12 protein-coding genes are annotated in these 15,561 nt (G+C 66.8%); 4 read left to right on the forward strand and 8 right to left on the reverse strand.

Annotated features, from left to right (window positions below; translation table 11 throughout):
- Positions 1-30 precede the first annotated feature (30 nt).
- The 5 genes from FFF93_RS15105 to FFF93_RS15125 all read right to left on the reverse strand — a co-directional run bounded on the left by FFF93_RS15105 (position 31) and on the right by FFF93_RS15125 (position 6,967).
- Positions 31-1,476, reverse strand: coding sequence for an SLC13 family permease (locus FFF93_RS15105; RefSeq protein ID WP_138768195.1), 1,446 nt, complete (start codon positions 1,474-1,476; stop codon positions 31-33).
- A gap of 306 nt (positions 1,477-1,782) precedes the next feature.
- A complete protein-coding gene (locus tag FFF93_RS15110) occupies positions 1,783-2,898 on the reverse strand; it encodes an ABC transporter substrate-binding protein (RefSeq protein ID WP_138768194.1) in 1,116 nt (371 codons plus the stop codon).
- 37 nt (positions 2,899-2,935) lie between these two features.
- Complete coding sequence (locus FFF93_RS15115) at positions 2,936-4,711, reverse strand: iron ABC transporter permease (RefSeq protein ID WP_138768193.1); 1,776 nt, start codon at positions 4,709-4,711, stop codon at positions 2,936-2,938.
- Positions 4,708-5,805: an ABC transporter ATP-binding protein gene (locus tag FFF93_RS15120; protein ID WP_138768192.1), complete on the reverse strand. Its 1,098-nt coding sequence runs from the start codon at positions 5,803-5,805 to the stop codon at positions 4,708-4,710. The genes FFF93_RS15115 and FFF93_RS15120 overlap by 4 nt, the downstream gene beginning before the upstream one ends.
- A 34-nt stretch (positions 5,806-5,839) precedes the next feature.
- Entirely contained in the window at positions 5,840-6,967 is a 1,128-nt protein-coding gene (locus FFF93_RS15125) for a PrpF domain-containing protein (protein WP_138768191.1), read from the reverse strand.
- Between the two features lie 313 nt (positions 6,968-7,280).
- Here FFF93_RS15125 and FFF93_RS15130 point away from each other — a divergent pair, with 313 nt between their 5' ends.
- The 3 genes from FFF93_RS15130 to tcuA all read left to right on the forward strand — a co-directional run bounded on the left by FFF93_RS15130 (position 7,281) and on the right by tcuA (position 10,087).
- A complete protein-coding gene (locus tag FFF93_RS15130; protein ID WP_261375182.1) occupies positions 7,281-7,940 on the forward strand; it encodes a GntR family transcriptional regulator in 660 nt (219 codons plus the stop codon).
- A gap of 75 nt (positions 7,941-8,015) precedes the next feature.
- The gene (locus FFF93_RS15135; RefSeq protein WP_138768190.1) at positions 8,016-8,438 is read left to right on the forward strand and encodes a universal stress protein; all 423 of its coding nucleotides are present in this window, start codon (positions 8,016-8,018) and stop codon (positions 8,436-8,438) included.
- A 182-nt stretch (positions 8,439-8,620) separates the two neighbouring features.
- Positions 8,621-10,087: an FAD-dependent tricarballylate dehydrogenase TcuA gene (gene tcuA, locus FFF93_RS15140; RefSeq protein WP_138768189.1), complete on the forward strand. Its 1,467-nt coding sequence runs from the start codon at positions 8,621-8,623 to the stop codon at positions 10,085-10,087.
- A 27-nt stretch (positions 10,088-10,114) separates the two neighbouring features.
- Here tcuA and FFF93_RS15145 read toward each other — a convergent pair whose 3' ends face one another.
- Entirely contained in the window at positions 10,115-10,855 is a 741-nt protein-coding gene (locus FFF93_RS15145; RefSeq protein WP_138768188.1) for an alpha/beta fold hydrolase, read from the reverse strand.
- Positions 10,856-10,996: 141 nt separating this feature from the next.
- Here FFF93_RS15145 and FFF93_RS15150 point away from each other — a divergent pair, with 141 nt between their 5' ends.
- Entirely contained in the window at positions 10,997-11,638 is a 642-nt protein-coding gene (locus tag FFF93_RS15150) for a GntR family transcriptional regulator (RefSeq protein WP_261375183.1), read from the forward strand.
- A 35-nt stretch (positions 11,639-11,673) separates the two neighbouring features.
- Here FFF93_RS15150 and FFF93_RS15155 read toward each other — a convergent pair whose 3' ends face one another.
- Together FFF93_RS15155 and FFF93_RS15160 are read right to left on the reverse strand one after the other, a co-directional pair.
- Entirely contained in the window at positions 11,674-13,731 is a 2,058-nt protein-coding gene (locus FFF93_RS15155; RefSeq protein WP_315851461.1) for an ABC transporter ATP-binding protein, read from the reverse strand.
- Positions 13,728-15,464, reverse strand: a complete 1,737-nt coding sequence (locus FFF93_RS15160) for an ABC transporter ATP-binding protein (protein WP_138768187.1) — start codon at positions 15,462-15,464, stop codon at positions 13,728-13,730. Before FFF93_RS15160 ends, FFF93_RS15155 begins: the two co-directional genes overlap by 4 nt.
- Positions 15,465-15,561: the final 97 nt, after the last annotated feature.

The raw sequence follows: 15,561 nt of genomic DNA on the forward strand, positions 1-15,561 counted from the left end.
GTGGCCATCTGGGAGCCGTCACAGCAACGACTACATAATGCCGGTCGGTACCAGCAGTCCCCAGGCAAGCGCCGGGCCGACCAGCACGACTGCGCCGGCGTAGGCCATGAGCTGGCGGTAGACGCGCTGCCGGTCGCTCTCGCTTGCGTTGGCCACCACGAGCGCACCGTCAGTGGAGAACGGGGAGACATCCACAACTGTGGCAGCAATAGCCAGCGCCGCGACTGTTCCGGAAGCACTCAACGAACTGCTGGCCAGGAGGGGACCGGCGAGGGGGATGAACGCTGTCAGCAGCGCCGTGGAGGAGGCGAAGGCCGAGCCGACACCGATCACGTAGCAGAGGACAAGTGCCACGAGCAGTGGCGCGCCCAGGGCCAAGGCCTGTTTGGCAAGCGTGTCGATGACGCCCACGTGCTGGAGCAGGGAGACATAGGTGATCATGCCAGCCACGAGTAGGACCGTGGACCAGGAGATGCCGCCGATGAACGTCTGGTGTTCCTTGATGTTGACCAAGGCCAGCAGGAGGCCGGCAGAAAGGGCGACAAAGCCGATCGGCAAGTGGAACCCAAGGGTGCACACCAGAATGATGGCGATCAGCACGAGGGTAAGGATCTGCTGGCCGTGGGGCCGGCCGGTACGGGTTGTGTCGAGATCCGCATGTTGGCCGTTCTCACCGTCGCGCAGCCTGCCCAGGAGGGCGAACACGGCAATGGTGAGGACGGAGAGAATGAGGTTGAGGGCGAAGCTCGCCGTGAAGAGTGCCCCTTGGGAAATAGGGAAGCCGTTCTTCAGCGCGACGTCGTGTACCAACACACCGGCCACGGACAACGGGGAAAAGCCGCCAGCATGGGCTCCGTTGATGACGAACGCGCCCATCAGCACGGGATGGACGCGCGATTCGTAGGCAAAACCCAGGGCCGCCGGTGCCAGTAGCGCGACAGCGGCGGGAGAAAAAGTACCCAGCGACGTCAACGCGGCAGCAATAAGAAAAAACACCCACGGCAAGAGCATGGTCTTGCCCCGGACGAGGCGCACGCAGGATTGCACGATGATGTCGATGGTGCCGTTCCGCTGGGCCATGCTGAAGAAATAGGTCACCCCGATGATGGTCAGGACAATGCTGGCGGGGAACTCCGCCAGGATCTCCTTGTCGGTCATGCCGAGCATGAAGTACCCGACGCCGAACGATGCGACCAGCCCCATGACGCCGATGTTCAACGGCCACTTAGTAGCGACGACAAACATCACGACGAGGATGACGAGGGGAATGATCTGGACCGCGGTCATGGTCCCCTCCGGTGTCACGGCGGACGCAGGCTGGAAGTCGCCTCCGCCGAGCACGAGGAAAACCAGAGCCAAGACAGCGAGCGCGCTCGCAGCCATCAGCAGGATAAGACGGCGGGGGGCAGTACGCTGCGGACGTTTGCCGGAGGCGTCGCCCACAGGAGCAGCAGTGCGCTGCGCGGTCTTAGTCACCTTGGTCTCCTCCTTGAGAACGGCTACTGCGAGACAGTCATTTACTGCGCTATCGTCGGCCGGCCCACGCAGGGGCGGACCCGAAGCCCTTGCTCGGCGACGGAGCGTGACTGCAGCGGCTTGGTAGAGCTTATCCGGCGCGGGAGTTTGTGGGGATTAGTTACGGGGTTTGAGCCGGACGCTCGCGGATCGGGTTGGTGCAGCGGGGCGGCGCACGTTGCGAATAGGCGATGGTCCCGGTGACCATCATTCGCCGCCCCACTGCGGTCCGTTGCCCGGGCCCTCAGGGCACGGGCAGCTTGCGGGTTACTTGCTGTAGCCGAAGACCTTGTTCCACTTGGCCAGGTCGTCCTTGCCGAACGTGGTCGCGTCGGAGTTCGCCATCCGATAGACCTTGCCGGAGTCGGCGGCCGGCAGCTTGATGCCCATGATGGTGGGCGGCTCAACGTCGGTGCGGGCCGGGTATTCGCCCAGCTGTGCGAAAACCTTCTGGCCCTGCTTGGACAGGTTGTAGTTCATGAACACCTTGGCCGCCTCAACGTTCGTGGCGGACCCGGCCATGCCGAGGTAGTAGTCGTAGGCCACGAGTCCCTCGTCCGGAACAATGAACTTCACCGGGGCCTTGTCCTGCACGGCGGAGATGTTGGTGCCGCTGATGGTCACGGTTCCCACCGCCACCTCGCCGCGGGCCAGCGCGGTGGCCTCGGCGCCAAGGGAGTCATAGATGGTGGGCTTCTGCGCCGCGTACTTGGCGAAGTAGTCCTGGCCCATCTTCGACTCCATGAACCGGCTCAAGGAGGCGGTGCTGCCGCCGGAGCCGCCCTGGACGATGCCCAGCTTGCCCTGCCATTTGCCGCTGACGGCATCGGCCCACGACTTCGGGGCGTCCGCTTCCTTGACCAGCTGGGTGTTGTAGCCCAGCGTGTAGACGGAGTTGAACATGCGGGTGAACTGGCCGCCGTCGATCGAGACGTCCTTGAACTGCGAGGCGCCCGGCACGTCGTAGGCCTTCCAGACCTTCGCGTCCTCCAAGGTCTTGGCGATCCGGTAGTCGGAGGTGCGGATGACGTCCGCCCCCAGCTTGCCGGCTCCCTGCTCGGACTGGACGCGCTCGGCGAGCTTGTTCGGCGTCAGGCGCACCACGTTGACCTTAATACCCGTGTCCTTGGTGAAGGCCGCCACCAGGGCGCTCTCGGAGGATTCGGTGTAGCCGGAGTACAGGCTCAGGGTCTGGGTCTTGGCCTTGTCATAGGTGGCCTTGTCCGCGATGTTTTCGCCGTTGATGACCAGGCCGTCGTCGGTCTTCACCTCCGCCGTGGCGGTGACCACGCTGTTGCCCTGGGCGGAGCCGCCGCAGGCGGCCATGCTCAGCGAGAGAACGACGCCGAGGCCGAGCAGGGGGATTTTGGACGCTAACTTCATTGTTTAGACCCTTTCAAATGGTGTGGTTTGGGAAGCGTTACTTGGCGCCGAGCTTGCGGTCGGCGCCCACCTTCTGGGCGATCACCGCCAGCACGGCGATCACGACGATGTACAGAACACTGACGGCCGCAGCCGCCTGGCTCTGCCCGTTGTCGAAGTTGTCGAACACCAGGATCGAGAGGATGCGGGTGTTGGAGGTGAAGAGGAAAATCGAGGCGCTGAGCTCCCTCATCGAGAGCATGAGGAACAGCAGGAACGAGGACGTGATGCCGACGCGCATCAGCGGGAGGGTGACCGAGACGATCGCCTTGGCCCGCCGGGCGCCGAGCATGACGGCGCTGTCCTCCAGGTCCTGGTCCATCTGTAGCATCGACGCCGAGATGCCCCGGTAACCCTGCGGCAGGAAGACCGCCACGCAGGCGATCGCCAGGATCGCCAGCGTTCCGTAGACCGGAACCGGCAGCAGCAGCCAGGTCCACAGCAGGCCGATGCCCATAACGATCGCGGGAACCGCCAGCGGCGTCATCGCGATCAGCTCGATCAGCTGGCCGAGGCGCGACTTGGTCCGGTAGCGGACGTAGGAGGCGATGAAGCTGAGCGTGGTGCCCGCGATCGCGGCCAGGAGGGCCACCATCACGCTGTTGCGCAGTGCGAGCTGGAAATCGTGGGATCCGAGCACGTCGGCGAGCTTGGCGAAGCTCATCGCCCCTGTCTCGAAGAGCTGGGAGATGGAGGCCACGAACGGGGTGGCCTGCATGGACGCTGCGAGCAGCGCAAGCATCGGGAGGACGACGGCGACTGCGAAGTAGGCGAGGGCGATGATGGTGAACGGCCAGCGCAGCTTCCGCAGCGGGACCTGGCGCGGCCGGTTGCCCTTGCCCGTCACCGTGGTGAACTTGCGCTTGTTGATGATGCGCTGCTGGACCACGGTGATGATCAGCAGGGCAGCCGTCAGGACGATGGCGATGCTGGCCGCCTGGTTGCTCTTGGCCGGCGTCGAGCTCATCAGGCGGTAAATGTAGGTGGGAAGGGTGTCGATGCCGGCCGGGTTGCCGATCACCTGGGCCACCGGGAAGTTCTCCATGGTCAGGGCGAAGACGAGGATCGCGGACCCGAGGACGGCCGGAAGTGCCAGCGGCAGCGTGACGGTGCGCAGCATGGTCTTCAGGGTGGCCCCGTGGACGGTGGCGGCCTCCTCGAGGTCCGCGTTCATCATGGACAGCGAGCTGTGCATCAGCAGGAACGCGTAAGGGGCGTAGAAGATCCCGAGTACGAAGATCAGCCCCGGCAGGCTGTAGATGTTGATGATGAAGTCGATGCCGAGGTCACGGAGCAGGATGTTCAGGTAGCCGGCGCTCGGGGAGGACAGCAGCGACCAGGCCAGGGCACCGACGAGCGCCGGGATGAACATCGGGGCCATGCCGATGAAGAAGATGAACTTCCGCAGCGGCGCGTCGGTGCGGGCACAGACGAAGGCCAGGAACGCCCCGATGACCAGTGCCACCACGGCCGACCCGGCGCCCACCATGAGCGAGTTGCCCAGCGCCCCCAGGGCTTCCGGGCTGGCCAGAAGGATCAGGTTGTCCAGCGTCAGCCCGCCCAGGGAGATGTTGCCCGGGCGGGGAACGGCGTCGGAGAACGCCGCCAGCAGCACCAGGGCCAGCGGCAGGAGCACCAGGACGGCCAGGATCGCGATGATGATCATGGCGGGGGTGCTCTTGCGCAGGTTCCCCAGCGCCTTGGTGCCGCGTGAGGCGACGGGGGCGGGGCTGGCCGTGACGACGGGGTCCGCCAGCGGCGTCTTGAGACTCATACGAGCACCTCCGCCGGGAGGATCTGGACCTGCGACGGGTCGATGCTGACCCAGACCGAGTCCCCGACCTCGTGCTGTTCGCCCCGCTTGATGGTGCCGAGGGCGTCCAGTTCCAGGCCGCCCTCCAGTTCGACGGCGTAGCGCACGTCGTTGCCCTGGAAGCCGGCCACCATGACTTTCCCCTGCCAGGCGTTGGTCGCCGTCGTGGGCCGGGAGCTGATCTGGAGGTCTTCGGCGCGCATGCAGACCTTCATCTGCTGCGGCGCCGCGGCAGCGCGCTGGGCGGAGTGGATGGTGAGGCCGTGGCCGGCAACCTTGGCGGTGGCTGAGCCGTCCGGGGCGGGCACCGATTCACAGTCCATGACGTTGGAGACACCCAGGAAGTGGGCGATCGAGGCGCTGGCCGGGGTCTCGTACATTTCCCGCGGGCCGCCGATCTGGACGATCTTTCCGCCCTGGAGCAGGGCGATGCGGTCCGCCAGGGCGAAGGCCTCGTGCTGGTCGTGGGTGACGTAAACGCAGGTCAGGCCGAGGCGCAGCTGGATTTCACGGAGTTCCACGCGGAGGCGGTCGCGGAGCCGGGCGTCCAGGTTGGAGAGCGGTTCGTCGAGCATCAGGACGCTGGGGCGCATCACCAGGCTGCGGGCCAGGGCCACGCGCTGCATCTGGCCGCCGCTGAGGAGGCTGGCGCCGCGGTCCGCGAACTTTTCCAGGCCCACCATAGTGAGCACTTCCATCACCCGGTCCTGCGTTTCGGCCTTGGAGAGCCGCTGCAGCTTCAGGGAGTACGCGACGTTCTGGAAGACCGTCATGTGCGGCCACACTGCGTAGGACTGGAAGACCATGCCGACGTTGCGCTTGTTCGGCGGCAGGTTGATGCCCTTTTCCGAATCGAACACCACGACGTCGTCGATGATGATCCGGCCGGAGCTGGGTTCTTCCAGGCCGGCAAGGCAGCGCATGGTGCTGGTCTTGCCGCAGCCGGACTGGCCTAGGAGAACCAGGGCCTCGCCGTCGCCGATGTCTAGGTTGAGGTTCTCGATGGCGACGAAGTCGCCGTACTTGAGCTGCAAATTCTGGATGCTGATTTTCATGACACGTCCTTGTGAATGTAAGCCTGCCGCCCGGTCAGTCGCCGGGGACGAGCACTGTTCCTTCGCTGATGACCCTGGCGGACCGTTGGAATGCGACTTTGGTGGGAACCGCTGCGTCCAGTGCCGTCCTGGTGGCACCGTTCAGGAGATGGATCGCCAAGGTGTCGCCGCCGTCGTGGCCTGTGCTTTCGGTGTTACTCACCGCAGCGTTCGCGACGACGGAACCGGCGCGTCCGTAGGCGGCGGCGATGGCGACGGCGCTGGTCAGGCCGATGGCCGGGTGCAGGGCGCCCATCGAGATCATCCGTGCGGAGACGCCCTTCTCCCCCGCCGGCGGCGGGCCCACAATGCCCACCTTCGGGATGGAGGTCAGGTGGCTGGGGATGCCCATGACCTTGGCGGCGGCGGCCCGCAGTGCCGGGGCCAGATCGACCAATTGCTCGAGTTCTTCCGCGCTTTCCTGGCCGGTGAAGCCGAAGTCGCGGGGATCGAAAAGCGCCGCCGGCGCTCCGGCGTCGATCAGGGTGGCGTGGAAGGTGCGGCCCTGGACGGTGACCTCGTCGATGGGGTTGCCGGTGGGCATCTCCGCCTCAAAGCTGGTCCAGCTGCTGCTCTCGAAGATGATGTCCACCGGCACTCCCGGGTAGTACTGCCCCGGGATCTGCCGCGCGCCGTAGGTGGGGACTTCCCGTCCGGGGGTGGGAACCTCGCAGACCAGGCTGAGCCCGGTGACCGTATTGACGATCGTGACCCGGGAGACGCCGTCGGCCGGTGCCACCAACCGGGCGTGCAGCGCGTACAGGCCCAGGCCGGTGGCGCAGTTGCCGCAGTTGCTGTCCCACTCCACCGAAGGGTTGTCGATCGCCACCTGGGCGAAGCGGTAGTTCACAACGCCGTCCGCCGCCGCCAGGTCGTCCACGATGATCGCCTTGCTGGTGGTGGAGGACGCGCCGCCGACGCCGTCGATCTGGCGCAGGTCGGGTGAGCCGAAGGTACGGATCAGGAGCCGTTCAACGTCCGCGGTTTCCGCCGGCAGGTCGCTCTGGCGGAAGATCCAGCACTTGCTGGTCCCGCCGCGAACCAGGGCCGCCGGCACCTGGGTTACCGATGCGAGGGGGGATTCCGGTTCCCCCAATTGGACCGTGCCGGTAGGGCTGGTCATGGTGTCTCCTCAATACTGACTGCGTACCGTCATTGGTACCGGTCGATCGTTGCATGACTTTCGGTACAGTTTCAAGAAATTGTCCGCGCTTTTGCTCGAATGTATACCGTTTGCTGGAAATGATCAACAAAGATGTGGGCTGGCACACACTCGTTACCGAACCGTGACATTTGCCCCACGCCGCCCCTCGACCGATGTTTACTGAACGCGGCGAATGTATACCGTGTGTTAAAATGGTCATCGACTGTATGGTGAGTTCAATCAGGACCGCCTGATGTTCACAACTTTGGCTGCCACGAGGAGAAGACCAGCGATGAGCAATCCGGCACTCATGAGTCCGTACCTGATGATTCGCAACGCGATCATTGCCCAGGAGCTCCCGCCGAAGGCCCAGCTGGTGGAGACCGCGCTCGCCAAGAAGTACAACGTGTCCCGCACCCCTATCCGGGAAGCCCTGCGCCGCCTGGAAACCGAGGGCCTCGTGGAGCGGATCGGCTCCCGAATGCAGGTCCGTGAGTACCGGCCCGAGGAGATGCTGGACCTCTACGAGGTGCGATCTTTCCTGGAGGAAGCCGCCGCCAAGACGGCAGCCCTCCGGCACACGGACATGGACCTGATGCTGATCGAGCGCGCCCATCAGAGCATGGTGGACCTGAAGTTCGAGGAGGCCACCGCGGCCCAGCTGGCCGCCGTGAACCGCACCTTCCACGAGCGCATCTGGGCAGCGAGCCACAGCGCCGCGCTGCTGGATCTGCTCGACCGCATCCTGGTCCACTTCATCCGCTACCCCGGCACCACCCTGGCCACGCCGGCCCGCTGGAACCAGGTCCTGAAGGAACACGAGGAACTGGTGGCCGCCATCCGCGACCGCGATGCAGAGCGGGCCGGCAAGATCGCCAGTGCCCACCTGGAAGTTGCCAAGAACATCCGGATCGAGATGTACATCGACGCACAGGAGATCCCTGCGCCGTAAACCCCTGCAGGTCACCCGGTGCCCGCGGGGCATCCGGGAGCACCGCCATGAGTGACTAAAGAAGGAGTTCGACCAGTGTCAGGCATCGTCATCGTCGGCGTCGACGGATCAGAAACAGCCATGCGGGCCGCGCGTACCGCTGCGGACCTGGCCTCGGCCATGGGCGCAACCCTCAATGTCGTCACGGCGTACGCGAGCGACAAGACCGAAGTAGTGGAAATCGCGGGCGAGGACTGGACCGTCTCCGACTCCGAGCAGGCGACTAAAGTGGCGCAGCGCGTGGCATTGCTGCTGGGCGCATCGGGCGTCTCCACCACGTACACCGCCGCGCACGGGAAGCCCCACGAGGTCCTCGTCAGCGAGGCCGAACGCCTCGAAGCGAAGATCATCGTCGTGGGAAACCGCCGAATGCAGGGTCTGGGAAGGGTTCTGGGCAGCGTGGCCAACACGGTCGCCCACAACGCACCGTGCGACGTCTTCATCGCCAAAACCAACTGACCACAGCGCGCCCATAGCGGCGGCGCGACTGGATCAGCAGGGAGCTCGGCCGGATACGGTCGAGCTCCCTGCTGCGTTTACAGAACGCTCAAGGCGCCGTTCGCGTCATCTTCCAGCACCCTCTTGTCACTTTGCATTCTATTGTATACATTCGTATCCATTCATAGACAGGAGCTAAAACAATGATCGCGAACGTCGACGTTCTGGTGGTAGGCGGCGGCAACGCCGGATTCACGGCGGCACTGGCCGCGGCCGAAAACGGCCGCTCGGTGCTGCTGCTGGAGAAGGCGGAGAAGGACCGCGCCGGCGGCAACAGCTATTACACCGCGGGCGCCACCCGCATCCCGCACGGCGGGCTGGAAGACCTGGCCGACGTCGTCGAACCCGACGAGCGGCACACCGTCACCGAGGTCCCGCCGTACACGCAGGAGGACTACCTGGCGGACCTGGACAAAGTCTCGGGCGGACGTAACGATCCCGAGCTTTCCCGGGTGCTGGTGGAGGAGAGCCACGGGACCCTGCGCTGGCTGCAGCGGCAGGGGCTGAAGTACCGGCTGATGTACGAACGCCAGGCCTACAGCCGGCCGGACGGATCGTTCCTGTTCTGGGGCGGCCTGCACATCGGCAACGTCGGCGGCGGCAAGGGCCTGATGGAGGACCACGCGGCGGCGGCCGAACGCGCCGGCGTCGGCGTCCGCTACGGCCACGCCGCGACGGGGCTGATCGTCGAGGATGAGCGCGTTGTGGGCGCGAGGTTCCGCGACGGCGACGGCGTGGAGAAAGAGGTGCGGGCCGGTTCCGTCATCCTGGCCTCCGGCGGCTTCGAGGCCAACCCCGAGATGCGGCGCCGCTACCTTGGCGAGGGCTGGCAGAACGCGAAGGTCCGCGGCGCCCCGGGGAACACCGGCGAGATGATCCGCTCGGCCCTGGACGCGGGCGCGGCGCAGGGCGGGGACTGGTCCACCTGCCACAGCGTGGCCTGGGACGCCGGGTTCGCGGAGAACGAGAGCAACTATGAGCTGACCAACCAGCTCACCCGCGGCGGATACCCGCTGGGCATCGTGGTGAACCAGGCGGGCGAGCGCTTCGTGGACGAGGGCGCCGACTTCCGCAACTACACCTACGCCCGTTACGGCCGGGACATTCTGCAGCAGCCCGGAGCCGTGGCGTACCAGCTGTTCGACGCCACCACCCGGCCCATGCTCCGCGCCGAGGAGTACGAGATGCCCGGCGTCTCGGTCATCGTCTCCGATGACCTGGCCACCCTGGCCGAGCGTGCGGGCATCGACCCGGCGGGGCTGGAACGCACGGTTGCCGGCTACAACGCCGCCATCGATACCGGACGGGCGTTCGACCCCAACGTCAAGGACAGGAGGGCGGCGGCCGTGGTGCCGCCCAAGAGCAACTGGGCGTTGGCGCTGGAGACGGCTCCGTTTTACGCCTTCCCCGTCACGTGCGGGGTGACCTTCACGTTCGGCGGGCTGAAGACGGACACCTTCGGGCGCGTCTTGAACAACGACGGCGCCCCCGTCCCGGGCTTGCTGGCCTGCGGCGAAGCGCTGGGCGGGTTGTTCAGCGGCAACTACCCGGGCGGCAGCGGCCTCGCGGCCGGCGCGGTGTTCGGCAGGAGGGCCGGCTCAGTCGCCTGAGCCGTTGCCGTCACCGCCGTCGGGTGCCTAGTTTCGGTACCCGGCGGCGACGTCGTGGAGGGCTGCCGCGGCGACCTTCGGGTTGGTCAGCATGGCGCAGTGGTCGCCGCTGATGGTGACCAGCCGGGTGGCGGCAGGGAGGTTGGACAGGGACATGCGCATTCGCCGTTCGGTGTTTTGCCGGTCCTCCTCGGGCCAGAGGTAGGTCACGGGGACGCCGTCCAGGGCGCCGGCGGTCAGGGTCCATGGTTCGAAGAGCGGCCCGGCGGGCTGCGGGGTGAGCCGAGATCGGATGGCCCGGACCGCGGGGTCCTCCCGGTCCAGCGAGGAGAGCCAGCGGGAGGCCACCACTGTTTCGGGAACTACGTAACTGCCGTCCCCCCGCGCCGCGGCTTCCCGCTCGTAGGTCTCGCGGATGGCGGGGTCCAGGGTGTCCGCCCAGGACTGGCCGGGTTTGCGGGCCTGGGCGCTGAAATAGACCAGGTGCCGGACCTTGTCCGGGCGCTTCACGGCCGCGGCCGCGATCGGGTACCCGGCCATGCTGTGCCCGGCGAGGACCACGGGTCCCGGGGCAGCGTCCAGGCGCTCGACGACGGCGGCAACGTAGTCGGCCACGGTCACCGAGCCGCGCGGGGTTTCGTCATTTCCGTGGCCGGGAAGGTCAAACGCGGCAGCCTCCGTGCCCAGGGCGGCGAGCTCGGCGATGGTCTCCTCCCAGCACCATGCGCCGAGCATGCTTCCGTGGACCAGCAGGATCTCGGCGGGCATGGATGCTCCTTCGGTGGTGCTGAGCGCGGTCGCCGGGGCTCCGGCGCCGCGATTGAATGCAAATGTATACTGCGAGCTGGGTGATGAAAACCCGGATGGTTGCCCGTGGATGTCAGATCCGGGCCCCGATGAGGAGCGTGCGTGGTGTTGGAGAAGTCGGTCTACAGCCGCCTGCGGGAGGACATCCTGAGTTCGGCGATCACGCCGGAGGAGACCCTCACCGAGGTCAAGCTAACGGAGCGGTACGGCGCGTCCCGCACTCCCGTCCGCGAGGCGTTGCAGCGGCTGGAGCAGGATGGCCTGCTGGAGCGGCGCGGCAAGGTCCTGGCGGTCCGCACCCACACGGCCGAGGAAATCGTCGACATTTATGAGTCGCGGATCGTGCTGGAAGAAGCGGCCGCGGCTAAGGCGGCGCGCAAGCGGACGGACCTGGACGTCCGGCTGCTGCGGGCCAAGTACCAGAGCATGCGGGCGTTGGACCCGGCCGACGGGCCAGCCTTGGCCGAGGCAAACCGGGAGTTCCACGGCCTGATCTGGGCCGCGGCCCACAGCCCGTCCCTCATGCGGCTGCTGACAGGCCTGGACCAGCAGGTCCGCCGTTATACCCTGACCACCCTCACCCACCCGGGCCGTTGGGACGCAGTCCTGGCCGACTACGAGGCCCTGGTTGCCGCGATCGAGGCCGGCGACGCAACGACGGCCTGCGACATCGCCGCCCGCCATATGACCGAGGCCTTGGAAATCCGCCTGCAGATGTACGCCGAGGATCCGAACCGGCTGTAGGGGTGTGCCTTCTGCGGCTGCGGGGAGCCCCTTCCTCAAACCTCCGCCACCGGCGCCGCGAACTGCGCCGCGTACAGCGCCGCATACGCCCCGCCGGCCTCCAGCAGTGAAGCATGCGTCCCCTGTTCCACGATCTGGCCGGCTTCCATCACCAGAATGAGGTCGGCGTCGCGGATGGTGGAGAGCCGGTGCGCAATGACAAACGACGTCCGGTCGCTCCGTAGCGCGCTCATCGCCTTCTGCACCAGCACCTCGGTGCGGGTGTCGACAGAAGAAGTCGCCTCGTCCAGGATCAGCACCGACGGCCGCGCCAGGAACGCCCGGGCAATCGTCAGCAGCTGCTTCTCCCCCGCCGAAACGTTGGAACCCTCATCGTCGAGCACGGTGTCGTAGCCCTGCGGCAGGGACTTCACGAACCGGTCCACGTAGGTAGCCTTCGCCGCCTCCAGGATCTCCGCCTCGGAAGCATCCGGCCGGCCGTAGGCAATGTTGTCCCGGATGGTCCCGCCGAACAGCCAGGTGTCCTGCAGCACCATGCCCATCCGCGAGCGCAGCTCGTGCCGGGACATCGCGGCGACGTCCACGCCGTCCAGCGTGATCCGCCCGGCGTCGAGTTCGTAGAAGCGCATCATCAGGTTCACCAGCGTGGTCTTGCCCGCCCCGGTGGGTCCCACGATCGCCACGGTCTGCCCCGGCTCCGCCACCAGGCTCAAGTTGGAAATCAGCGGCTTGTCCGGCGAGTAGGCAAAGGACACGTCCTCGAACACCAGCCGCCCCCGGCCCCCAGAAGGAGCCTCAGCCGGCACCGGGTCCGCTGACTGCTCCTCGGTGTCCAGCAGCTCGAACACCCGCTCGGCCGAGGCCACCCCGGACTGCAGCAGGTTCGCCATCGAGCCCAGCTGGGCCAGCGGCTGGGTGAACTGCCGGGAGTACTGGATGAACGCCTGCACGTCGCCGAGCTGCATCGCCCCGGACGCCACCTGGAGGCCGCCCACCACGGCGATTCCCACATAGACCAGGTTCCCGATGAACGTCATGGCCGGCATGATCAGCCCGGAAATGAACTGGGCGCCGAAGCTCGCCTGGTACAGCTCGGCGTTCTTCTGCCGGAACGTATCCTCCACCTCGCGCTGCCGGCCGAACACCTTCACCAGTGCGTGCCCGGTGTAGGTCTCCTCGATCTGGCCGTTCAGCTCGCCGGTGTTCTTCCACTGCGCCACGAACAGCTTCTGCGAGCGCTTGGCTATCACCGCCGTCGTCACCAGGGTCAGCGGGATGGTGACCAGGGCGATGATGGCCAGCGTCGGCGAGAGGATCACCATCATCACCAGCACCCCGGCCACGGTCAGCAGGGAGGTCACCGCCTGGCTGATGGACTGCTGCAGGCTCTGGGAGATGTTGTCCACGTCGTTGGTGACCCGGCTGAGCAGCTCGCCGCGCTGAACGGTGTCGAAGTAGCGCAGCGGAAGCCGGTTGATCTTCGCCTCGATCCGCTCGCGCAGCCGGTACACGGTGCGCTGCACCACGCCGTTGAGGATATATGCCTGCATCCACATAAACGACGACGCCAGCACATACAGCACCAGCGCCCACAGCAGCACGGAGGACAGCGCGGCGAAGTCGATCCCGGTCCCGGGCGTCAGCGCCATGGCGCCCAGCATGTCCGCCTTTTGGTTCTCCCCCGCGGCCCGCAGCTGCGCGATCAGCTGGGCCTTGCTCACCCCGGCGGGCAGCTGCTTGGACACGACGCCGGCGAAGATCAGGTTGGTGCCCTCGCCCAACAGCCGCGGCCCGATCACGGACAGTGTCACGCTTACGACGGCGAGAGCCAGTACCAGCGTCAGCCAGATCCGCTCGGGGCGGAGTTCGCCCAGCAGCCGCTTCGCGGACGGGCCAAAGTTCATCGCCTTCTCCGCCGGGATGTTCATGCCGGCGAAGGGGCCCCCGTGGCCGGGGCCGCCGCGCGGGCGCGGGATCCGCAGCGGGGCCTCCTGGGCGGCGCCGGCCGACGGCTTCCCGCCAGCACCGCCGGCACCGCCACCCGAACCGCCGGCGGCGCCGGAAGCAGAAGTCCGTGACTCGACCTTGCTCATACCGCCTCCTCCGCCGCGAGCTGGGAATTCACAATCTCGTTGTACGTCGGCGAGGTCTCCAGCAGTTCCTCGTGCGTGCCGTGCGCGACGATCCTGCCGTCGTCGAGCACCAAAATCTGGTCCGCGTCCACGATGCTGGACACCCGCTGGGCGATGATCACCAGCGTCGCTCCGGCGGTGTGCTGCCGGAGCGCCTGCCGCAGCCGGGCGTCCGTGGCGGTGTCCAGCGAGGAGAACGAGTCGTCAAAGATGTAGAGCTCGGGCCGTTTCACCAGCGCCCGGGCAATCGCGATCCGCTGCCGCTGCCCGCCGGAGACGTTGGTGCCGCCCTGCGAGATCGGCGCGTCCAGCCCGCCCTCCATCTCGCGGACAAAATCCTCGGCCTGCGCGATGGACAGCGCCCGCCAGAGCTCGTCCTCGGTGGCGTCGGGCTTGCCGTAGAGCAGATTGCTGCGGACCGTGCCGGAGAACAGGTAGGGCTTCTGCGGGACCAGGCCGATGTGGCCCCAGAGCAGGTCCGGGTGCAGCTCGCGGACGTCCACGCCGTCGATCCGCACCGACCCGGAGGTGGCGTCGAAGAGCCGCGGCATCAGGTTCACCAGGGTGGTCTTGCCGGACCCTGTGGAGCCGATGATCGCCGTCGTCTGCCCGGCGCGGGCGGTGAAGTCCACGTCCGAGAGGACCGGTGCCTCGGCACCCGGGTAGGCGAATCCGACGTCGCGCATTTCCAGCTCGCCGCGGGCTGCACCGGCGAGGCTGACCGGGTGCTCCGGCGGCCGGACGCTGGATTCGGTGCCCAGCACCGCGCCGATCCGGTCCGCGGAGACGGCGGCGCGCGGGATCATGATCGCCATGAACGTGGCCATCATGACGGACATCAGGATCTGCATCAGGTAGCTCAGGAACGCGATCATGGTCCCCACCTGCATGGAGCCGTCCTCGATCCGGAACGCGCCGAACCAGATCACGGCCACGGAGGAGACGTTGAGCACCAGCATCACGGTGGGGAACGCGAGCGCCATCAGCCGGCCGGCGCGCAGCGCGGTGTCCGTGACGTCCTCGTTGGCGCGGCCAAAGCGGGCGGTCTCGATGTCCTCCCGGACGAAGGCGCGGACCACGCGGATGCCGGTGAGCTGTTCGCGCAGCACCCGGTTGACCGTGTCGATCCGGGTCTGCATCAGCCGGAACAGCGGCACCATCCGGGTGACGATCAGGCCCACGGCGATGAGCAGCACCGGGACGCTGACCGCGATCAGCCAAGACAGCTGCACGTCCTGCCGCACCGCCATGATGACCCCGCCGATGCTCAGCATGGGCGCGGTCACCATCAGTGTGGCGGACATCAGCACCAGCTGCTGGACCTGCTGGACGTCGTTGGTGGAGCGGGTGATCAGGCTGGGCGCGCCGAACCGGGTCACTTCCTGCTCGGAAAACTCGGCCACCCGGGTGAAGATCGCCCCGCGCACGTCCCGGCCCAGCGCCATCGCGGCCTTCGCGCCGAAGTAGACGGCGGCGATGGTGCAGGCGATCTGCAGCAGGGTGACCATCAGCATCACGCCGCCGACGCGCATGATGTAGTCCGTGTCCCCGCGCGCCACACCCTGGTCGATGATGTCCGCGTTCAGGGTGGGCAGGTACAGCGAGGCGATGGAGGCCGCCAGCTGGAAGACGACGACGGCGAGCAGCAGCCGCCGCTGCGGCCTCAGGTATTCGACGAGCAGTTTCCAGAGCATCCGGTCTCCACGGTCCCTAGTTCACGCACGGTTCACGCACGGTGATTCGAACGCCAGTTTACGTCCGGAGGCTGGGAGTGGAACCGGTTCCTCTCAG

Origin of the sequence: Arthrobacter sp. KBS0702, assembly GCF_005937985.2 — a bacterium.
In the GTDB taxonomy this organism is placed as follows: Bacteria; Actinomycetota; Actinomycetes; order Actinomycetales; family Micrococcaceae; genus Arthrobacter.